The sequence below is a fragment of the Polaromonas sp. genome (assembly GCF_029945685.1).
Lineage (GTDB): Bacteria > Pseudomonadota > Gammaproteobacteria > Burkholderiales > Burkholderiaceae_C > Polaromonas.
The window spans coordinates 22394-45318 of record NZ_JAQSDA010000005.1 but is presented as its reverse complement, the minus strand read 5'-3'; the positions used below and the strand labels follow the sequence as shown (position 1 = coordinate 45318).

Genomic DNA, 22925 nt, shown 5'->3' with positions numbered 1-22925 from the left:
CCAGCTGTTCGACAATCCCCTAACGCTTCACATCAGGTATTCACCCATGAATAACAACTTCGACTGGCGCCTGGTGCGCTCCTTCCTGGCGGCACTGGACCAGGGCAGCCTGCTGGGCGCGGCACGTGTCCTGTCCACCACCCAGCCCACCATTGGCCGCCACGTCGCCGAGCTGGAGGCGCAGCTCGGCGTGTTGCTGTTCGAACGCACCGGCCGCGGCCTGTTGCCCACGCCCACAGCGCTGCAGCTGGCAGCATCGGCCCGCGCCATGGACAGTGCGGCCAACGAGCTCGCACGCAACGTGTCGGGCCTGGAGCCCGGCATCTCGGGCACGGTGCGCATCACCGCCAGCCAGCCGGTCGCCTGTTATGTGCTGCCACCCATCCTGGCGCAGATGCGCCTGGCCCTGCCCGACATCCAGGTCGAGCTGGTGGCCAGCAACGCGGTCAGCAACCTGTTGCGGCGCGAGGCCGACATCGCGCTGCGCATGGTGCAGCCCGCGCAGGCGAGCCTGGTGGTCAAGCGCATTGCCAAGGTCACGCTGGGCTGCTACGCACACCGCGACTACCTGCGCCGGCGCGGCACGCCCCGGCAACCGCAGGAGCTGCTGAACCACGAGCTGGTGGGCAATGACCGAGACGAGGCCATCCTCAAGGGCATGACGGGTTTTGGCCTGCCGGTGACGCGCGAGTCGTTCGCATTTCGCTGCGACGACCTGATCGCCTACTGGGAGGCTGTGCGCGCCGGCCTCGGCATAGGTTTCATCGCCGACTACCTCGCCGCCACCGACAGGGACGTCGTCGCCGTACTGCCCACGATCAAGGTACCGCCCATTCCGATCTGGCTCACCGTGCATCGCGAGATCCGCACCAGCCGCCGCATTCGTGCGGTGTATGACTTCCTGAGCCAGGCGGTGCCGAAGGCGCTTTAGGGCGCCGCCAGCGCACCCAGGGCCGACACCCCCACCGGCGGCTCGGCCAGCCAGGGCAACACAAACGTGCGGCGCGCCAGGCCGCCGGCAATACGCGCGGTCTGACGGTGCTCGCCGGCCAGGCGGGCCTGCAGCAACGGGTCGGTGGTGCCGGTGGCGGCCACACTTTTGTTGATGACCCAGGCCCAGGGCTCGATTTTTGCGCGGCGCAAATCGTCCTGCAGCGCCGCGGCCTGGCTCACCGGCGTGACCTCGGGCAGGGTCACCAGGATGACGTGGGTCATGGACGCGTCCTGCAGCCGCATGAGCGGCGTGATGATGTGCGCCGCGTTGTTGCTGCCCTCGTACTGCTGCATCATCTGCCGGTGGTAGGCGCCGGTGGCGTCCATCAGCAGAAGCGAGTGGCCGGTGGGCGCGGTGTCCAGCACCACAAAGGCGCTGCGCGCCTCGTTGACGACGCGGCTGAAGGCATGAAACACCGCCACCTCTTCGGTGCAGGGCGACTGCAGGTCTTCCAGCAACAGCGCCTGGCCCTGCTCGTCGAGTGCCTTGCCGCGTGTGGCCATGATTTTGGCGATGTAGGCCTGGGTCTCGGCTTTGGGGTCGATGCGGCCGACCTTCAAGTTGGGCAGGCTGCCGTTCAGCGTCTGGGCCACATGGGCGGCCGGGTCGGTGGTGGTCAGATGCACGCTGTGGCCGCGTTGCACCAGGCCCACGGCCAGTGCGGCGGCAATGGTGGTTTTGCCGACGCCGCCCTTGCCCATCACCATGATCAGGCCGTGGCCCATGGCCGCCAGTTCATCGGCCAGGCGCGACAGCGGCTCGGCCGGCAAGGGGGCCACGCCCGCTGCGGCATCGGGTACCGTCGCCGGCATCGGACCGACCCCCAACAAGGCACGCAGCGCCGACAGGCCCACGGTATCGAAGGCGCGCAGCGGCACCTCGTCGCGCGGCAGGCGCGCCAGCGCGTCGGGCATTTGGGTAATGGCTTGCAGGCCCAGCGCCTCCATGGCGCGGGCGGTGGGGTCGGCCTGGCCGTCCGCATGCACGGTGGCGTGAAACACGCCGTTGACCACCAGGCGCTGATTGGACAGCCCCAGGGTGCGCAGCTCATCGGCGGTGCGCGCGGCCTCCTGCATGGGGCGCGGGTCGGGCCGCGTCACCAGCACCACGGTGGTGATGGCCGCGTTGCCGAGCGCGGCCAGGGCGGCGTTGAAGCGGGTTTCCTGCATCTTCAGACCCGAGTGCGGGCCCAGGCAGGAGGCTCCGCGGTCGTTGCCGGCCAGAAAACCGCTCCAGGCCTTGGGCAGACTGAGCAGGCGCAAGGTGTGGCCGGTGGGCGCGGTGTCGAAGATGACGTGGTCCCAACCATCGCCCTCCTGGGCCAGCAAGGCGGCAAATTCGTCGAACGCGGCAATCTCGGTGGTGCAGGCGCCGGACAGCTGCTCACGCACGGTGGCACGTTCGTCCTCGCTGGCACCGGCATCGAGCTGCGCGAGCACGCGCAGGCGGTAAGCCTCGGCGGCCGCGTCGGGGTCGATATTGAGCACGGCAAGACCCGGCACGCCGGGCACATCCACCGGCTGGTTGCGTAGCGGCACGCCCAGCATCTCGTCGAGATTGGAAGCGGCATCGGTGCTGACCAGCAGCACGCGCCGGCCTGCATCAGCCAGTGCAATGGCCGACGCGGCCGACAAGGAGGTCTTGCCCACCCCGCCCTTGCCGGTGAAAAAAAGAAAACGCGTGGCGGCAGAAAGAAAACCCGGGGCAGATGCGGTGACTTTGTTCATGGCGACAGGATGACACACGGGCGCCAGGCTGGCTTGCCGCAGATCAACGCCAGGCCGGCGACGTCCAGGGTTTCGCGGCGAAGGGTTTTTGCGGGCTGTGTAAAGTAGGCCTTGCCCTGCAGCACCGCAGAGGCGGGACGTGTAAAGTCGTTTTGTTTTTTGGCCAGAAGCACCCGCAGCGCGGCTGACGGGTTTGACAAGGATTGAATGCTGATACCACGCTGGCTCCAGACGCCCGGGCACCGCCCCCGCGCGGCAGGCCGCGGGCAAGGCCCCGCAAAGATGTTGCTGCTGCTCCTGCTGGGGGCCCTGCCTTGCGCCCACGCGCTGGAATTCAGCTACGGCAACCCCTTCCCGGACGGACCCCTGGCCGGCGTGGCCCGCAGCCTGCGCATCAGCGGCGAGCTGGTGCCGGGCGACACTGCCCGCCTGACCGAACTGATGCGGCGCAAACCGGCCGACGCCTGGCACGCCCTGGGGCGGGTCGAGCTGGCCATTTCGGGCGGCGACACCACGGAAGCCCTGCTGCTGGCCGACACCCTGGCGACCCTGTACCCGCACACGGTCGCCACCACCGACTGCGCGGGCGCCTGCGCCCTCGTCTGGCTGGCCGGCGCCTGGCGGCTGTTGCCCGCCGGACGGATCGGCCTGCAACAAGCGCCGGCTTCCGCGCCGGACAAGACGCCCACCGACCTGCGCAACTACCTTCTCAAACAGGGCCTGCCCGCATCGGTGTACCAGCGCTGGATGGCCAGCCGCAGCCAAGGGGTGTTCTGGCTGTCCGGGCAGGAGGTCAACACCACCGGCACCTGGCCTCCCTACTACTACCAGAAGCTCAGCGCCCGCTGCCCGCCGCTGGACAGCACGGACGAGTCCTTTCACGCGGTGCGGCGCTGCGCGGCCCGGCTGGTGATCAGCCAGAAGGCTTTTGCTTTTGACAAGCTGCTGGAGGGCGTCAACGACCCGTGGTGGAACGACAACCGGGACTTGCTGCGGGATGCGCCGCGGTAGAACCTGGCCCCCACGCTTGTCTCTTCGCGTACTGCGCTGTCCCCCCGAGGGGGCGCATTTTTCCCTGAGGCGGCCCTGCGGAAAAACAGGGCCCCCATGGTTGCTCACTGCGTGTAGCGCCCTGCCCCCCGGGGGGGGCGCTGCGCCTGCGGGTCGGCAGAGCCGGACCCGCGGCCCTGGCTGGTATGAAGACCCCACACACTTGCCCGTTTCGTGTCACTGCTTGCAGCGCGCTAACATGCCGTAACGACCTTTCTGACCATCACCCAAGGAATTCTCATGCGATCCATTCTCTGTGCCAGCGTTTTGTCATTGTGGGTGCTGCCTGCCGCCTGGGCGCAAGCCGATGCGGCCGCGGCGGCGGCTGCCAAGGAAGCCGGCGCGTCCGTCACGGCCAGCGGGCTGGTCTACCGCTCGCTGAAAGACGGTAGCGGCGCCAGCCCGGCCGCCACCGACACGGTCAAGGTGCACTACCGCGGCAGTTTTCCGGACGGCAAGGAGTTCGACAGCTCTTACAAACGCAACGAACCGACCGAATTTCCGCTGAACCGCGTGATCCCCTGCTGGACCGAAGGCGTGCAGAAAATGAAGGTGGGAGGCAAGGCCAAACTCACCTGCCCGGCGGCGATTGCCTATGGCTCGCGCGGCGCCGGCGGCGTGATTCCGCCTAACGCCACCTTGCAGTTCGAGATCGAGCTCCTGTCGGTCAAGAAATAGGCCCCCACGGTCGCTCACTTCGTGTAGCTCCCGAGGCCTTGCAGGCCGCGGCTCGCGAGACGCTTCGCCTCTGTCGCCTGTCCAAAGCTGCTCAAGCAGCTTTGGAGCCGTAGGCTCCAGCCCCTCGGGGGCCGCTGCGCCTGCGGACCGGCAAAGCCGGACCCGCGGCCCTGGCTTGCATTTCAACTCTTGAAAGTGCGCTTAGTCCTGCAGGCCGGACGTGATCTCGTAGGAGCGCAGGCGCGCCTTGTGGTCGAAGATCTGGGAGGTGATCATCAGTTCGTCGGCGCCGGTGCGGGCCACGAAGGCCTCCAGCGCATGGCGTACTGTCGTCGGGGCGCCGATGGCCGAGCATGACAGCGTCTGCTCCAGAATGGCGCGCTCGGGCGGCGTGAGACGCTCTTCGTAACCGGCCACCGGCGGCTGCAGGCGCGACGGCCGGCCGCTGCGCAGGTTGACAAAGGCCTGCTGCATCGACGACGACAGCAGTTGCGCCTGCTCGTCGCTGTCGGCCGCAAACACGTTGAAACCCAGCATCACATAAGGGCGCGCCAGTTGTTCGGAAGGGCGAAAGCGGCTGCGGTAGACCTCGATGGCCTGCATCATCTGCGCCGGCGCAAAGTGCGAGGCAAAGGCAAAGGGCAGGCCGAGCTGGGCCGCCAGCTGCGCGCCGAACAGGCTGGAGCCCAGAATCCAGAGCGGCACCTTCAGGCCGGCACCGGGCACGGCGCGCACGCGCTGGCCCTCGGACACCGGCTCGAAGTAGTGCATGAGTTCGACCACGTCCTGCGGAAACTCGTTGGGGTCGGCATTCAGGTCGCGCCGCAGCGCGCGTGCCGTTGCCTGGTCGGAGCCCGGCGCCCGGCCCAGCCCGAGGTCGATGCGGCCGGGAAACAGCGATTCCAGGGTGCCGAACTGCTCGGCAATCACCAGCGGTGAATGGTTGGGCAGCATGATGCCGCCGGCACCGACGCGGATGCGCGACGTCCCGCCGGCGACATGCGCCATGACGACCGCCGTGGCCGCACTGGCAATGCCGGCCATGCCGTGGTGCTCGGCCAGCCAGTAACGCTGGAAACCCCAGCGTTCGGCGTGTTGCGCCAGGTCCAGGGTGTTGCGCAGGGACTGGGCGGCGTCGCTGCCCTCCACGATGGGGGAGAGGTCCAGAACGGAAAAAGGGATCATGGTCGAGCAGATGGGTCGCGTTGGCGCATTATCAATGCCCGGCCTGTCGCCGGGGTGCCTGTTGCCTGTTACAGGTCGCTGCGCAGGCGCACCCGGACGGTGTACGATTTCCCGGGTTGATCCCGTCTGTGCTCCTTCTCTTCCGAAAGCGTTTATGCACCCCAACGAGCAAACCCTGGAGAAGTTCTACAGCGCCTTCGCGCGCCTGGACCCGGACACCATGGCGCAGTGTTATGCACCCGATGCTTCCTTTGACGATGAGGCGTTTTCGCTGCACGGGCACGAGCAGGTCACGGGCATGTGGCACATGTTGTGCGACGCCACCCGGGCCAAGGGGCGCGATGTGTGGAAACTCGACTACAGCGGCATCCAAGCCGACGCGGCCGCCGGCCAGGCGCACTGGGAGGCGCACTACCGCTTCAGCGCCACCGGGCGCATGGTGCACAACATCATCGACGGGCGCTTTACCTTCACGCCGCAGGGGCTGATTGCCACCCATCGTGACCGCTTCGACTTCTGGGCCTGGGCTCGCCAGGCGCTGGGCACGCCAGGCCTGCTGCTGGGCTGGACGCCCTTTCTGCGCAGCAAGGTACGTCGCACGGCGGCGGCCAACCTGCACACCTACCTGGCGCGCCGCAAACAGGGCGGGCACTGAACATGGCCTCGACCCTGCCCGATCTGTGGTTCGAGGGTTTTGAAGCGCGCGACTTCGAAGTCAACGGCACCTCCCTCTTCGCCCGCTACGGCGGCAATGCCGCCGGCCCGACCCTGCTGCTGCTGCACGGCTTTCCGCAAAGCCATGTGATGTGGCACCGCGTGGTGCTGGCGCTGCAGGCGCATTTTTTCCTGGTCCTGCCCGACCTGCGCGGCTACGGCGACTCGTCCAAGGTGGCCGGCCTGCCCGACCACAGCAACTACAGCAAACGCAACATGGCCCAGGACGCCGTGGCCGTGATGGACGCGCTGGGCCGCAGCAACTTCTACCTGTGCGGCCACGACCGCGGCGGCCGCGTGGCGCACCGCCTGGCCGTGGACCACCCCGGGCGCGTGGACAAGCTGTGCCTGATCGACATTGCGCCCACGCTGGACATGTACAACGCCACCGACATGCGTTTTGCCACCGCGTATTACCACTGGTTCCACCTGATCCAGCCCAACCCGCTGCCCGAAACCATGATTGGCGGCTGCGCCCTGGCCTACCTGCATGCCAAGCTGGGCGGCTGGGGCAGCCGCGGCCTGAGTTACATCGAACCCGAGGCGCTGATCGAGTACGAACGCTGCTTCTGCACACCCGAAGCCATTCACGCCGCCTGCGAGAACTACCGCGCCAGCGCCGGCATCGACCTGATGCATGACCGCGAGAGCCGGGCGCGCGGCGAGAAGATCGCCTGCGACACCCAGGTGCTCTGGGGTGAGCGCGGTGTGGTGCAGCAGCTGTTCCAGCCGCTGGACCTCTGGCAGGCGCAATGCGCCGGCATCGTCAGCGGCCAGGCCCTGCCGGCCGGGCATTTCATTCCCGAAGAGCTGCCGCTGGAAACGGCGCACGCCCTGCACACTTTCTTCAGGTAAACATCATGGCGCACTACACCGCTGAAGTTTTATGGCTACGCAACGAAGGCGACTTTGCGGGCAACCGCTACAGCCGCCGCCACCTGCTGCGTTTTGACGGCGGCCTGGAGGTCCCCGGCTCGTCGTCACCGCATGTGGTGCCGCTGCCGATGTCCGACGCCTCGGCGCTGGATCCGGAGGAAGCCTTTGTGTCCTCGCTGTCGAGCTGCCACATGTTGTGGTTTCTGTCGATCGCGGCGAAACGCAAATTCTGCGTGGACCGTTATTTCGACGCCGCGGAAGGCATCATGGAGAAAAATGCCGACGGAAAAATGGCCATGACCCTGGTGACGCTGCGGCCCGACGTGGAGTTTTCCGGCGCGCGCCAGCCAACGCGCGAAGAACTGGACAGTCTGCACCATGAGGCGCACGATGCGTGCTTCATCGCCAACTCGGTCAGGACCGAGGTGCGCTGCGAGCCGGTGTACGGTTCGTTCGCATGAGCCGGCGCCATGCTGGAAGGGACCCCATGAAACACATCGCCATTCTCATCACCCTTCTCGGGGCGCTGGCCGGCTGCGCTTCGCGCGAAGCGCTCAACCCCGCTGATCTCGAACCGGGCCGCCTGCCGCCGCCGGACGTCAGCCTGAACATTGCCGGCCTCGGCCCCTGCACCGACAGCCCGGACCGCAGCCTGCGCCTCGATTCCAGCCAGCCGGTCCACATCCTGGTGCATGGCTGCTTCGGCTCTTCGGGCCAGTTTCGGGGCCTGGCCCAGGTGCTGGCCTTTCACGGCCAGCAGACGGCCTGTTTTACCTACGATGACCGCGCCAGGCTCGCTGAAGTTGCCGAGGACCTCAAGCAATCCCTCCAGCAGCTTGCCACCTTGTCCCGGGTGCCGCAGATCACGGTGATTGGCCACAGCCAGGGCGCGCTGATTGCGCGCAGGGCGATGACGGAATCTCCCTCGCTCGCGCCGCTGCCGGGCCGGGCTGTCGATATGCGTCTGGTGACCATCTCCGGCCCGTTTGCCGGTATCGCCGCGGCCCGGACCTGCGGCAAGCGCTGGCTGTACCCGCTGACGCTCGGTTTTGTGCCCCTGAGCTGCTACCTCGCGACCGGGCCCAAGTGGGCCGACATCACTTTTTCCTCGCGCTTCATCCGCGAGCCTGGCGCCCTGGACCGGCAGGTCGCCCACTACCTCAAGATTGACACCGACGAGCGCGGCAGCTGCCGGCGCGAGGAAGGTGGTCGCTGCGTCGAGGACGACGATATTTTCTCCCTGGACGAACAGCGTCAGGAACAGATTGAAACCGACGCGCGCACCACGCGGGTGGTGGTTCTTGCCGGCCATGTCGAGATCGTCGGCGACAAACGCGTGGCACCCAAAAAACTGATCGCCCTTCTGCAACAGCAGGGCGTACTTCGCCCAACGCCGGCAGCCAGCCTGCCCGCTTTCGGATCGCTGCTTGCCCGCGTTTACGAAGGCAAAGCCGCCCAATGACCCCCCCAACCCGGGACAACAGGGCCCCTGGCGTTCTCATTCGCCCGCTCCAGGAAACCGACCTCTCGGCCTGGACGCCGCTCTGGGACGGCTACAACGCCTTCTACGGCCGCGAGGGCAAAACCGCGCTCGCGCCGGAGATCACGCACACCACCTGGCAGCGCTTTTTTGATCCGGCCGAACCCGTCTTCGCGCTGGTGGCCGAAAGTGAAGGCCGGTTGCTGGGGCTGACCCACTACCTGTACCACCGCAGCACCACCCGCATCGAACTCACCTGATACCTGCAGGACCTGTTCACCGATCCGGCCGCTCGCGGCCAGGGCGTCGGTCGCGCGTTGATCGAAGGCGTGTACGAGCGCGCGAAGGCCGCCGGCATCAAACGGGTGTACTGGCAAACCCACACCACCAACGCCGCCGGCCGGCTGCTTTATGACAAGGTGGCCCAACACCTGGGCTTCATCGTTTATTCGCGTGAGGTTTGACCGCCGGTGCTGCGCGACATGGCGGCGGCGACCTCCAGCGGTCCGCTCTGATTCGCTACAAAATAGATAGCTGTTGGCGCCTGTCTCCATTGGGCTGGAGGCCAAAAAGACTATAGAACTCGCCTGACGGGCACGTCAGGAAGCGTAAAAAGGAAATTTGCGGTGTTTCGCAAATTTTTTATCCCTGTATTAATTTGCAGCGTATTGCGGTAAAACCCAACCACTACGCCACTTGCAGGAGGTTTTGATGCCTAGGTCAAACCGCAACCGCCAAGTGATGCCACGGTTTTGCGGCATACGTTTCGTTGGACGCTATGAAATACATCGACCTAGATTCACTCCCGAGCTACACAAAGCAAGAGCTGGCGCTTCATCAGCTAGATCGAGCCATTCAGCTTCTTCTAGATGAAGGAGACGCCATTTCCGCCATAACCCTTGGAGGAGCGTCAGAAGAGATTCTTGGCGAAATGGTGAAGCTTCATGGCGGCGTCAGCGCACATCAAGCACTCATTGATGAGTGCGTCGCAACCGGACGGGTCATTCACAACGAGGAATGGAAGTCCGGTGAATTTCACGAAGTGTTTGCCTACTATCGGAACGAACTGAAGCACTATCGCCAGGGGTCAGACATCACTGTCACCGCAGAATGCGCGCATCCGGTTCTTGATCGAGCAATTGAAAACCTGCGATTCCTGAGCCTTCTTGAATCAGAGCAAGTTCGCAAATACCTAGACCATCGGTGGTCCTAACCGCATGAAGTCCAACCCTTCCCTCGGGAAGACATCGCCCGGCTTGCCGGGCGCTGCCTCTCGTGTCAAACATTAGGCCGCAAAACAGTGACATCTGCCGACCTCGATGCAATTCGAAGCCGCATCCAACGTGCCTTCTGCGCCGTCCAGGATGCATCGGGAAGCGGCTACGAGACCTCCTATCAGGCTGAGGGCACAGATTTCACGACTCGCTTTCGTGCTATCGGCGTCAAGGCACCTGAGCAGCTAGAAGATGACTTCCTCAACCTCTTCATCTGGACCTGGAGCCTCAAGGACTACCTGAAGGCTTGCTTTGCCGCGAAGGGCTTGGATGGGAAGGAGGTGGAGGACATTGCGAATAGCTGTCGTTCGTTGGCTTACGTTGCAGATATTGCCAATCGAGCAAAGCACGGCATTTTGGAGCCCAGTCGTTCTGGTGAGTTTGCAGAGCTTGTGGGTGTGGGATTCGACACCCCGCAGGAAACCATCGAAAAAATTACGGTTGCTGGCCCCGAAGTCGCTCTCCACGTGCGAGATCCGCAGAAAGTTCGTATCCACGCGAAGGTCCGCACCAGTTCTGGCGCGGAACGAGATGCGCTTGCGGTGCTCACTGAGGCGATGAACACATGGGAGCACAAGGCTCTTCCGCGCATTTCAGCCTAACTTGAACATTAACCCGCGAACCATTTCAGCTCGGATGAATGTATCTCTTTGTTAGCGAGGGCGAGCCGGGACGATGCCCTGATTAACCTGCTCTAAGGGCTCTTCGTCCCACTGCAACTAAGCCCCGGGCTCCAAACGTTACCCCGCCCCGTGGCACTTCTTGTATTTCTTGCCGCTACCGCAGGGGCACAAATCATTGCGGCCGGGCGTGGCCTCTTTGTGGATGGTCGCCACCTTGGCACCAAAGCTGCGCCAGAAGCCGCGCAGGTCGTACACCGCCCACAAGGCTTCGCCGAATTGTTCGAGCCGCACTTCGCTGGCACTGGGCGCGGCGTCTTCCCCGAGCATGGGCACCTGCATCGGGCCCGGGTCGTCGTCGGTCAGCTCGATGATGGCGCCCAGCGCGGCGTCGAGGTCCTCGACGGCCTGCTTGTCCTTGGCTTCCTGGCGCGAGAGCGCCCACTCGTCGGGCCAGGACTCGACCGCGTACATGAAGCCCAGCGCCCAGACCTGGGCGAACGAGGGCACGCTGTCCATGTCGATGTCCTTGCGCTCTTCCTCGGGCAACCGGGCCAGCATGCCGCGCATGTCGCCGACCTGCGGGTAAAACGCGCGCTCGTCCTGCAGGTTTTCCACGTCGGCGTCCAGCGCGCGGCAGATGTCCTGGTAGCGGCGCTCCCACAGGTCCATGAACTGGTCGCGCTGCGCGTCATTGGCAAACAGCTGCCGGGCCGCCGCCTCGTCTTCGGCACCCTCGAAGTCGAGCAGAACGGCCATGTATTCATCGGACGCGATCTCGCGCCGCGTGCAGGCCAGCGCAGCCATGAAACCCTCGCAGAACTCCCACTGCGGCGTTTCTTCCTCGCGCTGGCGCAGGTCGTCCAGGATGGTGTCCAGGGTTTCGAAATCCTCGGGGCTCAGGGCGCCGGGGAAGGCCGAATCGGCAGGAGGGGCGGCGTCTGTCATGGGGTGTCCGTGGTGGTTTAACTCGTATGATGGGCAGTGTAGCCGCAGCCCCCTCTGGCGGGCGGGCCCCGCCACCGACCACCCCCACTGCAAAGGCTTGCATGCTTGATCGTTTCAACGCGGTGTACCCCCTCCGCCACACCGCCCTCGCGCCGAGTCTGGCGGCCATCGCGGCATGACGCCTCCTGCTGCTGCGGCCACCGTCCGTTCCGACCTGCCAGCGGCTTCGATGCAACACCCGAAGCCTGACCAGGCAGCCGTGGTCGGCGCAGCTTCCGGCGTGGAGGCCATCGGCTCCATCCGCGATCTTTACGATGGCACCTTGCTGCCCGACCTGCAGGTCAGCACGCTTCGCCATGTGGACCGTCTGTTCCCCACCCGCATCGTGGCGCGCGGTGCCAAGGTCCATGCCTTGCCAACGAGTTCCCGACCCTGGCCCGCGATCCGCTTCGACGACGGCGGCCACCGCTGGGATCTGTTCGACTACCTGTCCCTGAACCGCGTCAGCGGCCTGCTGGTCCTGCAGAATGGTGAAGTCGCCTTCGAGCATTACGCGCTGGGCAATACCGCGCAGACACGCTGGGCCTCCATGTCCATGGCCAAGTCCATCACCGCCACCCTGGTCGGTGCGGCCATCCACGACGGCCACATCGGCAGCCTGGACGAGCAGGTCTGTGCCTATGTGCCGGCGCTGGCAGGCTCGGCCTATGAGGGCGTGACGATCCGGCAGGTGCTGCAGATGACCTCCGGCGTGCGCTGGAATGAAACCTACACCGACCCCCAGTCCGACCGGCGCCGCCTGCTGGAAGCGCAACTGAGCCAGCGCCCAGGCGCCCTCATGGACTGCATGGCCGCGTTGCCGCGCGCCGGCCCGCCGGGCTCGGTATGGAATTACAGCACCGGCGAAACCCAGGTGGCCGGCGCCGTGCTGCGCGCGGCGGTCGGGCAGCCACTGTCCGGTTATTTGTCCGAACGCATCTGGGCCCGCTTCGGCATGGAGGCCGATGCCAGCTGGTGGCTGGAGTCGCCCGGCGGAATGGAAGTGGCGGGCAGCGGCCTGAGCGCACGTCTGCGCGACTTCGCGCGTTTTGGCCTGTTCATGCTGGGCGGCGGCGTGGCCGGTGGTACGCAGATCCTGCCCCAGGACTGGATCGAGGAGGCCTGCAGCAACAGCATCCAGGACAGTGAGACGCCCTACGGCTATATGTGGTGGCCCCTGGCCGCCTCGGCCGGCGCGGTGCACCAGGGCGCTTATCTCGCCATCGGCATCTTTGGCCAGTACCTGTACATCCACCCCACAAGGCAGGTGGTCATCGCCCAGTGGAGCGCCATGCCCAAACCCAAAGGAACCCTGCCGATTCAGCCTGCGAGCTTCTTCGGTGCGGTCGTGGAGGCGCTGGGCTGAAACCGTTCTCCCTGCGTGTGCGCTCCCGTGGCGGCCCTCAGATAGCTATCAAATCAATAGCTGATTGCGCACGCACATCAAGGGCCAGCAGTCTTTTTCGCATGCAAAGCACGGCCTGGTCCTTGCTCAGCAACCAGGCTTGGTGCGCCACGGCCAGGTCGATGAAGATCTGGTCGTCGGCGTCGCTGCAGGTCACCGGCGCCTTGGGGGCGGCGGCCACGATGCGCGCATGGGTGTCGAAGGCCAGCAGCACTTGCGTGCCTGCCAGGCCGTCGCGCGTCATGCGCTTGGCGACCTGCGGATAATCCAGCACGCGCGCCAGTTCGACACGCATGGCCTCGGTGGCCAGCCATTGCAGCTGCCCAGTGATGACCGCGCTCTTGAGCGCCTGCGCCGCCAGGTCGCCAAAAACGAACAGGTCCAGCACGATGTTGGTATCCAGCACCACGCAATCACCGGCCTGCGCTTGTGCGTCCATGGCCGTCGGGCTCAAGGTGTGGCGGCGGGCTTTTTCTCGCGCGCCGAGCCGGCCACCATGTCGAAACGGAAGAGACGGCACTCGATGGGGCCGTTCCACATCGGCACACGGCGCGACTCCTTGAGGCGCATCTTCTGCGGCAGCTTCATGTCGGGCGTCAGCACATGGGCGGTCCAGCCGGCGTAGTTTTTCTTCCAGTGGCTGGCCAGCTGCGGAAAGAAGTCGGAGGCTTCCTCGCCCCAGGCGTTGAGGGCCTGCTCGCGGCCCGGGTTGGCGGAGCGGTCGCGCGAGGTTTCGAAAGCGGGCTCTTCACGGTTGTCGCGGTTGTCGCGGGTGCCCCCAGCGTCACGGCTCAAGGGCTGGCCGAACTCGTCGATCGGCTGGTGGCGGTGGTCGTGTGGCGCCTGGCCGCCTGGCTGGCGGCGCTGGTCGCGGCCCTGCAGGGCGGGAATGCCGGCCACGCCGGCCACATCGATACGCTCGCCGTAGGGCGGGTTCACCAGCATCACGCCCGCCGGCGCAGGCGGCATGCGCTGCAGGGCGTCGCCGCCGCGCACCTGCACCGCGTGCGCGACACCGGCGCGTTCGGCATTGCGCTCGGCAAAGTCCACCATGCGGAAGGAGACGTCGCTGCCGAAGACCGGTGCGGTAGGCGGTGTGATGGCCTGCTCGGCCTGGTCCAGCAGGCCTTCCCAGACGTGGGGCTGGAAGGGCACGAATTTCTCGAACGCAAAATGCCGGCCCATGCCGGCGGCGATGTTGCAGGCAATCTGCGCCGCCTCGATGACGATGGTGCCCGAGCCGCAGCAGGGGTCGTACAGCGGCACGCCCTGCCTGCACAGGCCGTTTTCCCCGCTCCAGCCGCTGGCGGCCAGCATGGCGGCGGCCAGAGTTTCCTTGAGCGGCGCATCGCCCTTGTCCTCGCGCCAGCCGCGCTTGAACAGCGGCTCGCCCGAGGTGTCGATGTACAGCGTGATGGTGTCAGTGGTCAGGTGGACGTAGACGCGTACATCGGGCCAGCGCGTGTCAACGTCGGGGCGCACATCGTATTTGTCGCGAAAGCGGTCGGCAATCGCGTCCTTGATTTTCAGCGCGGCAAAGTTCAGGCTGGTCAGCGGGCTGTGCTGCGCGGTGATCTCGACCTTGAAGGTCTGCTTGGGCGTGAACCAGATCTCCCAGGCCACGGCGGCGGCCGCGTTGTACAGGTCCTGCTCGCTGCGGTAGCTGTTGTGCTGCAGTTCGATCAGCACGCGCTGGGCCAGCCGGCTGTGCAGGTTGAGCTGCAACGCGTCGCGCCAGGAGCCTGTCACCTGCACGCCGGCGCGCCAGGCCTTGCCGGTGTTGCCGGTGATGCGTTTGACCTCGGCGGCAAGAAATTCCTCAACGCCGGCGGCGCAGGGCAAAAACAATTGGAGTTGGTTCATGGCGTCACCGGGCCGCAAAGCGACATCGCCCCCTCGGGGGGCAGTGCATTACACGGAGTGAAAAAAGTGGGGATCATTAAAGTGATTTTCGGAGATTGGCCGGCGCAATGCGCAGGGCTTCGCGGTACTTGGCGACGGTGCGGCGCGCGCACTCGATGCCCTGCTCCTTGAGCATCTCGGAAATCTGGTTGTCACTGAGCGGCTTTTTCAGGCTCTCGGACGCGACAAACTGCTTGATCAGCGCGCGCACCGCGGTGCTGGAGGCATTGCCGCCGGTTTCGGTGCCGAGCGCCGAACCGAAGAAATACTTGAGCTCGAAGGTACCGAAGGGCGTGCTCATGTACTTGGCGGTGGTCACGCGTGAAATCGTCGATTCATGAAGGCCCAGTTCGTCGGCAATCTCGCGCAGCACCAGCGGCCGCATGGCGAGCTCGCCGTGGGTGAAAAAATTCTTCTGCCGCTCGACAATCGCGCTGCTCACGCGCAGGATGGTGTCAAAGCGCTGCTGGATGTTCTTGATGAACCAGCGCGCCTCCTGCAGGCGCTGCTGCAGCGCCTGCCCGCCCTGGCCCTTGTTCTGCTTGAGGGCGTTGGCGTAGATGTCGTGCACGCGCAGGCGCGGCATCACCTCGCTGTTGAGCGACACCTTGAAGCCGCGGCCGGACTTGACCACCAGCACGTCGGGCACGATCAGGTTGCGCTCGACGTTGACAAAGCGCCGCCCCGGCTTCGGGTCGAGCCGGCCGATCAGGCCGATCGCTCCCTTGATCACCGCATCGGGACAACCGCAGAGCTGCGACAGACGTTTGACATCGCGCTTGGCCAGCAGCTCCATCGGTTGCTGGCAGATCGCGATGGCGGCGCGGGTCTCGTCATTGTTCTTGCAGTCGAGCAACTGCAGGCTGAGGCACTCGGCGAGGTTGCGCGCACCGACGCCGGCGGGCTCCATGTGTTGCAGCAGCTTGAGCGCGACCGCGAACTCATGCGCCACCGCTTCAAGCTGCTCCACGTCGTCGCCGGCCAGGCCGGCGGCCAGCGAAGTCAGGCTGTCTTCCAGGTAGCCGTCGTCGTTGAGCGACTCGATCAGGAAATGCAGGGCGGCCTTGCCTTCCGGCGACAGGCGCAGCGACAGGGCCTGGCGGTGCAGATGGTCCTGCAGCGACTCCTGGCTGCGCGCCAGTTCGGTGGCGTCAACATCGCTGTCGTCGTTGTTGTTGTTCTTGCGCGGCGTGGCGTCGCCGCCCCATTCGTTGTCGTCGGGGGCGGTCTCGACACTGCCGTCGCCCTCCCAGCTTTCCTCGAGTTTGGCCTCGCTGCTGGGTTCTGAATCATTTTGGCCCGCAGCCCCCGAATCATCTGCGCCGACTGCTATGGAATCCGTCGTGGACTCAAACTCGCGGGTTTCCTGGCTGACCGGGGTGTCGACGGCGCCGAGGCCGAAATCCTCACGCGGCGCGGCCTCCTCGGCCACTTCCAGAAACGGGTTTTCGTCGATCATCTGCTCGACTTCCTGGCTCAGCTCCAGGGTCGACAGCTGCAGCAGGCGGATCGACTGCTGCAGCTGGGGCGTGAGCGCCAGATGCTGCGAAACGCGAAGAGACAACCCCTGCTTCACAAGAGCTCCAACATCCCGGGAAGTGGCATGTATTTTTCAAGCATGGGCCGCGGAACCGACTTTGCCGGGCCGCAGGCGCAGCCCCCTTGAGGGGGGAAGGGGCTACACGAAGTGAGCCTCCGACGGGGGGGAGCCAAGGTGATCACATCTTGAAGTGCTCGCCGAGGTAGACCCGCCGCACGTCAGCATTGTTCACAATTTCAGAAGGGGTTCCCGTGGCCAGCACATGGCCGTCGCTGATGATGTAGGCGTGGTCACAAATGCCCAGCGTTTCGCGCACGTTGTGGTCGGTGATCAGCACGCCAATGCCGCGCGACTTGAGGAAACCGATGATGCGCTGGATCTCGATCACCGCGATCGGGTCGATGCCGGCAAACGGCTCGTCGAGCAGGATGAAGCGCGGTTGCGTGGCGAGTGCGCGGGCAATCTCGACGCGGCGACGCTCGCCACCGGACAGCGCCGGTGCCGGCGAGTCGCGCAGGTGGTCGACCCGCAGGTCCTGCAGCAGGCCGTCCAGGCGCTTGTTGAGCACCGCGGCAGCCAGCGGCTTGCCGGCGTCGTCGGTCTGCAGCTCCAGCACGGCGCGTACATTCTGCTCGACCGTGAGTTTGCGGAAAATCGAAGCCTCCTGCGGCAGGTAGCTCAGGCCCAGGCGCGAGCGCTTGTGGATCGGCATGTGCTCGATCGACTCGCCGTCGATGGTGATCTCGCCGGCGTCGGCGCGCACCAGCCCGACGATCATGTAAAACGAAGTTGTCTTGCCGGCCCCGTTGGGACCGAGCAGGCCAACCACTTCACCTTTTTTTACCGCGAGGGAGACATCCCTGACGACCTGGCGGCTTCCGTACGATTTTTGCAGGCCGGTGGCAACCAGGCGACTGGCGGGAGCGGTTTCCGGGGACACATCCATGGGGGTTTGGTTACTTCTTGTCGTTGCCCAGCGTGGTGCTGGGTCGCAGGGAGGGAGAAGGCCCGGCGGGTGCGGGCGCTGCCGGGGCACCCGCGCCGGAGACCGTGTTGCGCGGGGCCAGCAGGGCGCGGACGCGCCCGGTCGGGTTGCTGGGGGTCTTGGTCTGGGCGCCGGCATCAACGGTGAAGACGTCGGTCGGGTTGTCGTAAATAATCAGCTCGCCGGTGGTTTCGTCGGCCAGGGTGGCACCCACGTAACGGCGCAGCACGGCGCGCTTGATGAACTTGACGGTGTCGGCGCGGCTGTCGTATTCGATTCTTTCGCCCTCGCCCTCGATGTATTCATCGACACCTTCGCGCTTCTTGCGGTAGTAGGCCAGCTTGTCGGGCGCCGCAATCACGATCGCGCTCTGGTAACCCTCGGGGTCCTGCTGGACATCGACGCGGGCGCCACGAACAATGATGGTCCCCTTGGTGATGACCACATTGCCGGTGAAAACACTGGTCTGCTTGAGGTCGTCGTAACGCAGGGCGTCGGCCTCGGCGTTCATGGGCTTGTCGCGGTCGGCCTTTTCAGCCGCAACCGGAAAAGCCGCGATGACGGCGGCCAGCATCAGTACACAGGCGGGTTTGTTCATAAAGGCACGAATCTTGCTGCTTTGGTGGTGTTGGCCCATTGTAGCGACGCAACTCCGGGGAATCCGCCCCACCCATAAAAAACCCGCCCATTCGGGGCGGGTGGTGCTTGCTGCCAGGGGTCCGAAGCCCTCTGGCCGCGGCCAGGCAGATATGACTTCAGCCCTTGCGGACCTGGGCAATCAGGTAGTCAGTGACCAGCAGCGCGCGCGACATGGTCTGTGCCATCGACCCGGAAGTGAAATAACGCCCGGCCACGCCCAGTGCGGGAACGCCGTCGATCTTGTAGGCATCCTGCAGCTGGGTCGCCTTGCGCGCCTTGGTCGCCACAGAAAACGAGTTGTAGGTCTCGAGAAACTTCGCCTTGTTGATGCCCTGCTTTTCAACCCAGGCCGCAATCAGGTCCGGCGTGTTGAGCATCTGTTTTTCCACATGGATGGCGTAAAACACCTTCTTGTGCAGTTCGTCGACCTTGTTCATGGCCTCGAGCACGTAATAAAGGCGCTGCTGCGGCTCGAAATCGGGACGGAAAGCGATCGGCACGCGGCGGACGGCCACGTCTTTCGGCGCTTTCTTGATCCACTCGTCCAGTGCCGGCTCAAAACTGTTGCAGTGCGGGCAGCTGTACCAGAAAAACTCCACCACTTCGACCTTGCCGGCAGGCGCCTCGACCGGGGCCGGTTTGTCCAGGACCAGAAAGTCGGTGCCCGCGCGCGGCGCCAGCGCCTGGGCCAGTGCAGGGGTACTCAGGGCGCCCAGCGAGGCGGCAGCCGCCACCGAGGCGGTGGTTATCGAAAATTCACGTCGTTGCATCAGTTTTTTCTCCGTTGGTTCTGGCGAGGTGCGAGAAGGTTGGATACCCTGGCGGCAGAAAGTTCAGCGCTGGACGCGAACCAGGGCGGTTTCGATGCCGCTCCCGTCAAGCCGTTCCTTGGCCTTGTCGGCATCGTCCTTCCTGTCGAAAGGCCCGAGGCGCACCCGGTAGACGGTGCGGCCGGACTGCTCACGCTCGGTCACCCTGGCTTCCAGGCCCATCAGCGAAATCTTGGCGCGCTGCTGTTCGGCGTCTTCGGGGGTGCGAAAAGCACCGACTTGCACAAAATAATTGAAAGGGTCGGCCCCCGGGGTGGCGGCGGGCGCGGCCAGCTTGGCCTTGGCCAGGTCACCAATCGGGTCGGCGGCGGGTTTTGCAGTCTTGGCGGCCGGCTCGGCGGGGGCGACGGGCGACGCCGCCGGCTTCTGCGGGGTGACGTCGGTCACCGGCCCGCCCGAAGCCGCGGACGGCTTGGCGGGGTTTTTGCCGTACAGCGGAGCATTGGGATCCCAGTCGCGGTTCTTCTTGGCTTCGGCCGCGTCATGGTCGGGGCTGCGCGACTGGCCCTTGTTCATGAAGGGCACAGGCACCTTGGTGATGTAGACCGCCACCGCCAAGGCAGCGGCCAGGCCGATCAGCGCACCAATAATGAGACCCAGCAGGGTCCCGCCTCGTTGTGTGTTCATGCCTTGGCCGGTTGGCTTGATGAAAGGGTTACGGGTCATGGTGTCAGGCTCTGGTTTACATCTTCTGCGGGGCGTCAACGCCCAGCACCTTGAGGCCATTGTGCAACACCTGAGCGGTGGCGGCGACAAGTGCCAGGCGCGCCAGCTTGACCACTTCATCGTCGACCAGAATCCGCTCGGCATCGTAGTAGCTGTGGTAGCTGGCAGCGAGCTCGCGCAGGTAAAAAGCCACGTCATGCGGCGCAAAGCCGGTGGCGGCGTTGGCCAGCATGTCGGGGTATCTGGCCATCAGCAGCATCAGGGCCTGCGCCTGCGGGCTGTCGAGCGCGGACAGGTCCATGCCCTTGAGCGTGGCGACATCACCGCCCCAGGCCGCCAGCACGGAGCAGATGCGGGCGTGCGCGTATTGCACGTAATACACCGGGTTTTCGTTGTTCTTGGCCAGGGCCAGATCGATGTCAAACACATACTCGGTGTCGGGCTTGCGGCTGAGCAGGAAAAAGCGCACCGCGTCCTTGCTGGTCCACTCGACCAGGTCGCGCAGGGTGACATAACTGCCGGCACGTTTGGAAATCTTCACTTCCTCGCCGTGGCGCATCACGCGCACCATGGTGTGCAGCACGTAGTCCGGATAACCCTCGGGAACGCCGGCGCCGGCGGCCTGCAGGCCGGCACGCACGCGGGCGATGGTGCCGTGGTGGTCCATGCCCTGGATGTTGATGGCGCGCGTGAAACCGCGCTCCCACTTGGCCAGGTGGTAGGCCACGTCGGGCACGAAGTAGGTGTAGCTGCCGTCGCTCTTTTTCATCACGCGGTCTTTGTCGTCACCGTAGTCGGTGGACTTCAGCCAGAGCGCGCCGTCCTGCTCGTAGGTCTTTCCGGCTTGTTTCAGCCTGGCCACGGTGGCCTCGACCCGGCCCGAGCTGTACAGGCTGGACTCGAGGTAGTAGTTGTCGAAGCCGACGGCAAAGGCCTTGAGGTCCAGGTCCTGCTCGTGGCGCAGGTAGGCCACGGCAAACTGGCGGATCGCGTCCAGGTCCTCGATGTCGCCCGAAGCGGTGAACTCGCGGTCGTCGGAGCGCACCGTCTTTTTAGCGATGAAGTCACGGGCGATGTCGTCGATGTAGTCGCCGTTGTAGGCCGGCTCGGGCCAGAGCGCATCACCCGGCTTGAGGCCCTTGGCGCGTGCCTGCGTGCTGGTGGCCAGCGTATGGATCTGCACACCGGCGTCGTTGTAATAGAACTCGCGGTACACGTCCCAGCCCTGGGTTGCAAACAGGTTGCAGATCGCGTCGCCCAGCGCCGCCTGCCGCCCGTGGCCCACGTGCAGCGGCCCGGTCGGGTTGGCCGAGACAAACTCGACCACCACGCGGCGCGCCCTGTCCACTGGCTTGACGCCGAACTGGCCGGCCGCCGTCAACACCTCGCGCACGGTTTCCTGCTTGGCCGCCGGCTTGAGACGGAAGTTGATGAAGCCCGGCCCGGCGATTTCCACCGCATCGACCCAGCGCTGGTAAGCCGGCGCCGCCAGCAGGGACTCACGCAGGTTCTCGGCGAGCTGGCGCGGGTTGAGCTTGAGCGGTTTGGCCAGCTGCATGGCGGCGGTGGAGGCGAAGTCGCCGTGGGCGGCGACCTTGGGCGACTCGAAAGCGGCCTTCTGGCCGGCACCGGGGGACAGCTTTTCCAGCTCAGCGGCCAGGACCGCGAGCAATTCTTGTTTGACTAGGAGCATGGGCTGATTTTAAGGGCGCGCGCCATCGATGCCGCATTCGTCCCCAGTCGTGGCAAAATGCGTTTTCATTCAAGAGAGTGTTTGCGTCCCGGCGCAGACCGCCGAAGGCGCAATCTCCCATGATCGCTCAGGCTCCCGTATTGAATGAAACATGCCGAATCTGGAGAGAGTCGCCGCGCAACGCGGTGACCACCGAAGGAGCAAAACCTGCCCAGCGCCGAATGCGCTGCAGGTTGAATCTCTCAGGTACCAAGGACAGTGGGAGCGGCACCTTGACGGGTGTTTGCTGCCGCCTTGAAATGCTATCTATTTCATAGCTGCTCGCGCACACCCGGCAAGGGCTACCGACCTTTTCTCCCTGGAGTTTTCATGAAAGTCACTGTTTTGGGTGCCGGCGTCACCGGTATTGCTTCGGCCTGGTTTCTGCGCCAGGCCGGCCACGATGTCACCGTCATCGACCGCCAGCCCGGCGCCGGGCTGGAAACCAGTTTTGCCAACGGCGGCCAGGTCTCGGTCAGCCATGCCGAACCCTGGGCCAACCCCGGCGCACCGCTGAAGGTGTTGAAGTGGCTGATGCGTGAAGACGCGCCGCTGCTGTTTCGCCTGCGCCCTGACCTGAACCAATGGTTATGGGGACTGGACTTCCTGCGCCAGTGCACACCGGGCCGCACCCGGCACAACATCAAACAGATGGTGAACCTGGGCCTGTACAGCCGAGCCACGCTGCAGCAGCTGCGGGCCGCCACCGGCATCGACTACCTGCAGAAGACCGAAGGCATCCTGCACTTCTACACCAGTGAGAAAGAGTATGCCGATGCGCAGGCGCCCGCCGCGCTGATGCGCGAATACGGCTGCGAGCTGGACATGAAGACGCCGGACGAATGCGTGGCCATCGAACCCGCGCTGGCCGCCAGCCGCGGCCAGCTGGTAGGCGGCAGCATGACGTCCAGCGACGAGTCGGGCGATGCCCACCAGTTCACCGCCAGACTGGCCGCCCTGTGCGCCTCGGCCGGGGTGGAGTTTCTGTACAACACCCGCATCGTCGGCGCGCGCAGGGAAGGCGACGCCCTGCTCAGTGTCCAGATCGCCAATGCCGACGGCATGGTGAGTGAGGTCCCATCCGACGCCTATGTGATGTGCCTGGGCGCGTACAGCACGCAGTGGGCGAGGCTGCTCGGGCAGACGCTGCGCATCTATCCGGCCAAGGGTTATTCGGTCACCTTGCCGGTGATCAATGAAGCGGCGTCGTTCAACGTTTCACTGACCGACGATGAGTACAAGCTGGTGTTTTCTCGCCTGGGCAACCGGCTGCGGATCGCCGGCACGGCCGAGCTGGGCGGCTACAACACCGACCTGAACCTGGTGCGCTGCGAAGCGATTGTGCGGCGTGTGCGCCAGCTGTTCCCGGACATGACGGACGGAAAAAATGCGCGGTACTGGACCGGGCTGCGGCCGGCCACGCCTTCCAACGTGCCCTACATCGGCGCCTCGAACACCCGCAACCTGTTCCTCAATACCGGACACGGCACCCTGGGCTGGACCCATGCCTGTGGCTCGGGAGCGGCGATTGCCGACATCGTCAGCGGACGGGTACCCGAGGTGGACTTTGCCTTCACCGGCCTGGCGCAGCCGCGCAGGCTGGTGTCGCTGGGCAGGCCAGCGGCCGTGCGGACCTGAGAG

At 65.3% G+C, this 22925-nt stretch carries 23 protein-coding genes, 1 pseudogene and 1 riboswitch; of the genes and pseudogenes, 12 read left to right on the top strand and 12 right to left on the bottom strand.

The window, feature by feature from the left end; genetic code table 11:
- The first annotated feature begins 46 nt into the window (after positions 1-46).
- On the top strand, positions 47-931 hold the full coding sequence (locus PSV26_RS02415; protein WP_300567229.1) for a LysR family transcriptional regulator: 885 nt from the start codon (positions 47-49) through the stop codon (positions 929-931).
- On the opposite strand, the gene arsA is transcribed toward PSV26_RS02415, so the two are convergent.
- Both arsA and PSV26_RS02405 read right to left on the bottom strand, forming a co-directional pair.
- A complete protein-coding gene (gene arsA / locus PSV26_RS02410) occupies positions 928-2721 on the bottom strand; it encodes an arsenical pump-driving ATPase (RefSeq protein WP_300567226.1) in 1794 nt (597 codons plus the stop codon). The genes PSV26_RS02415 and arsA overlap by 4 nt on opposite strands.
- On the bottom strand, positions 2718-2921 hold the full coding sequence (locus tag PSV26_RS02405; RefSeq protein ID WP_300519923.1) for a hypothetical protein: 204 nt from the start codon (positions 2919-2921) through the stop codon (positions 2718-2720). Before PSV26_RS02405 ends, arsA begins: the two co-directional genes overlap by 4 nt.
- Positions 2922-3003: 82 nt before the next feature.
- Between PSV26_RS02405 and PSV26_RS02400 the strand changes: the two genes are divergently transcribed.
- A complete protein-coding gene (locus PSV26_RS02400; RefSeq protein WP_300567223.1) occupies positions 3004-3732 on the top strand; it encodes a hypothetical protein in 729 nt (242 codons plus the stop codon).
- A 279-nt stretch (positions 3733-4011) separates the two neighbouring features.
- On the top strand, positions 4012-4449 hold the full coding sequence (locus tag PSV26_RS02395; RefSeq protein WP_300567220.1) for an FKBP-type peptidyl-prolyl cis-trans isomerase: 438 nt from the start codon (positions 4012-4014) through the stop codon (positions 4447-4449).
- A 201-nt stretch (positions 4450-4650) separates the two neighbouring features.
- Here PSV26_RS02395 and PSV26_RS02390 read toward each other — a convergent pair whose 3' ends face one another.
- On the bottom strand, positions 4651-5634 hold the full coding sequence (locus PSV26_RS02390) for an LLM class flavin-dependent oxidoreductase (RefSeq protein ID WP_300519930.1): 984 nt from the start codon (positions 5632-5634) through the stop codon (positions 4651-4653).
- Between the two features lie 154 nt (positions 5635-5788).
- On the opposite strand from PSV26_RS02390, the gene PSV26_RS02385 reads away from it, so the two are divergent.
- The 7 genes and pseudogenes from PSV26_RS02385 (at position 5789) to PSV26_RS02355 (ending at position 10580) form a co-directional block, all read left to right on the top strand.
- Positions 5789-6289, top strand: a complete 501-nt coding sequence (locus PSV26_RS02385; protein WP_300567217.1) for a nuclear transport factor 2 family protein — start codon at positions 5789-5791, stop codon at positions 6287-6289.
- 2 nt (positions 6290-6291) lie between these two features.
- Positions 6292-7203 (top strand): alpha/beta hydrolase, encoded by a 912-nt coding sequence (locus PSV26_RS02380; RefSeq protein ID WP_300567215.1) that lies wholly within the window; start codon positions 6292-6294, stop codon positions 7201-7203.
- A gap of 5 nt (positions 7204-7208) precedes the next feature.
- Entirely contained in the window at positions 7209-7685 is a 477-nt protein-coding gene (locus PSV26_RS02375) for an OsmC family protein (RefSeq protein WP_300519938.1), read from the top strand.
- 26 nt (positions 7686-7711) lie between these two features.
- Positions 7712-8686, top strand: coding sequence for an alpha/beta fold hydrolase (locus PSV26_RS02370; RefSeq protein ID WP_300567213.1), 975 nt, complete (start codon positions 7712-7714; stop codon positions 8684-8686).
- A pseudogene (locus PSV26_RS02365) lies at positions 8683-9168 on the top strand (GNAT family N-acetyltransferase). Before PSV26_RS02370 ends, PSV26_RS02365 begins: the two are co-directional and overlap by 4 nt.
- 314 nt (positions 9169-9482) lie before the next feature.
- Positions 9483-9917, top strand: coding sequence for a hypothetical protein (locus tag PSV26_RS02360; RefSeq protein WP_300567210.1), 435 nt, complete (start codon positions 9483-9485; stop codon positions 9915-9917).
- Between the two features lie 87 nt (positions 9918-10004).
- Positions 10005-10580 (top strand): hypothetical protein, encoded by a 576-nt coding sequence (locus PSV26_RS02355; RefSeq protein WP_300567208.1) that lies wholly within the window; start codon positions 10005-10007, stop codon positions 10578-10580.
- 138 nt (positions 10581-10718) lie between these two features.
- Here PSV26_RS02355 and PSV26_RS02350 read toward each other — a convergent pair whose 3' ends face one another.
- Positions 10719-11546: a UPF0149 family protein gene (locus tag PSV26_RS02350; RefSeq protein WP_300567205.1), complete on the bottom strand. Its 828-nt coding sequence runs from the start codon at positions 11544-11546 to the stop codon at positions 10719-10721.
- Positions 11547-11721: 175 nt separating this feature from the next.
- On the opposite strand from PSV26_RS02350, the gene PSV26_RS02345 reads away from it, so the two are divergent.
- On the top strand, positions 11722-12951 hold the full coding sequence (locus PSV26_RS02345; RefSeq protein ID WP_300519965.1) for a serine hydrolase: 1230 nt from the start codon (positions 11722-11724) through the stop codon (positions 12949-12951).
- A 37-nt stretch (positions 12952-12988) separates the two neighbouring features.
- Here the strand turns inward: PSV26_RS02345 and PSV26_RS02340 are convergent, their stop codons facing one another.
- The 8 genes from PSV26_RS02340 to argS all read right to left on the bottom strand — a co-directional run bounded on the left by PSV26_RS02340 (position 12989) and on the right by argS (position 21245).
- On the bottom strand, positions 12989-13429 hold the full coding sequence (locus PSV26_RS02340; RefSeq protein WP_300519968.1) for a putative toxin-antitoxin system toxin component, PIN family: 441 nt from the start codon (positions 13427-13429) through the stop codon (positions 12989-12991).
- Positions 13430-13440: 11 nt separating this feature from the next.
- The gene (locus tag PSV26_RS02335; protein WP_300567202.1) at positions 13441-14853 is read right to left on the bottom strand and encodes a THUMP domain-containing protein; all 1413 of its coding nucleotides are present in this window, start codon (positions 14851-14853) and stop codon (positions 13441-13443) included.
- A gap of 76 nt (positions 14854-14929) precedes the next feature.
- The gene (locus PSV26_RS02330; RefSeq protein ID WP_300567200.1) at positions 14930-16468 is read right to left on the bottom strand and encodes an RNA polymerase factor sigma-54; all 1539 of its coding nucleotides are present in this window, start codon (positions 16466-16468) and stop codon (positions 14930-14932) included.
- A 142-nt stretch (positions 16469-16610) separates the two neighbouring features.
- Complete coding sequence (gene lptB / locus PSV26_RS02325) at positions 16611-17378, bottom strand: LPS export ABC transporter ATP-binding protein (RefSeq protein ID WP_300519976.1); 768 nt, start codon at positions 17376-17378, stop codon at positions 16611-16613.
- 10 nt (positions 17379-17388) lie between these two features.
- Positions 17389-18015 (bottom strand): lipopolysaccharide transport periplasmic protein LptA, encoded by a 627-nt coding sequence (gene lptA / locus PSV26_RS02320; RefSeq protein WP_300567197.1) that lies wholly within the window; start codon positions 18013-18015, stop codon positions 17389-17391.
- A 157-nt stretch (positions 18016-18172) separates the two neighbouring features.
- Entirely contained in the window at positions 18173-18826 is a 654-nt protein-coding gene (locus tag PSV26_RS02315) for a thiol:disulfide interchange protein DsbA/DsbL (protein ID WP_300519982.1), read from the bottom strand.
- 63 nt (positions 18827-18889) lie between these two features.
- On the bottom strand, positions 18890-19552 hold the full coding sequence (locus PSV26_RS02310; RefSeq protein WP_300567195.1) for an SPOR domain-containing protein: 663 nt from the start codon (positions 19550-19552) through the stop codon (positions 18890-18892).
- 16 nt (positions 19553-19568) lie between these two features.
- A complete protein-coding gene (gene argS, locus PSV26_RS02305; protein ID WP_300567192.1) occupies positions 19569-21245 on the bottom strand; it encodes an arginine--tRNA ligase in 1677 nt (558 codons plus the stop codon).
- A 60-nt stretch (positions 21246-21305) separates the two neighbouring features.
- A riboswitch (glycine riboswitch) is annotated at positions 21306-21398 on the top strand.
- Positions 21399-21614: 216 nt separating this feature from the next.
- On the opposite strand from argS, the gene PSV26_RS02300 reads away from it, so the two are divergent.
- Positions 21615-22922 carry a D-amino acid dehydrogenase gene (locus tag PSV26_RS02300; protein ID WP_300567190.1) on the top strand — a complete coding sequence of 436 codons (1308 nt, stop codon included), beginning with the start codon at positions 21615-21617 and terminating at the stop codon, positions 22920-22922.
- Positions 22923-22925: the final 3 nt, after the last annotated feature.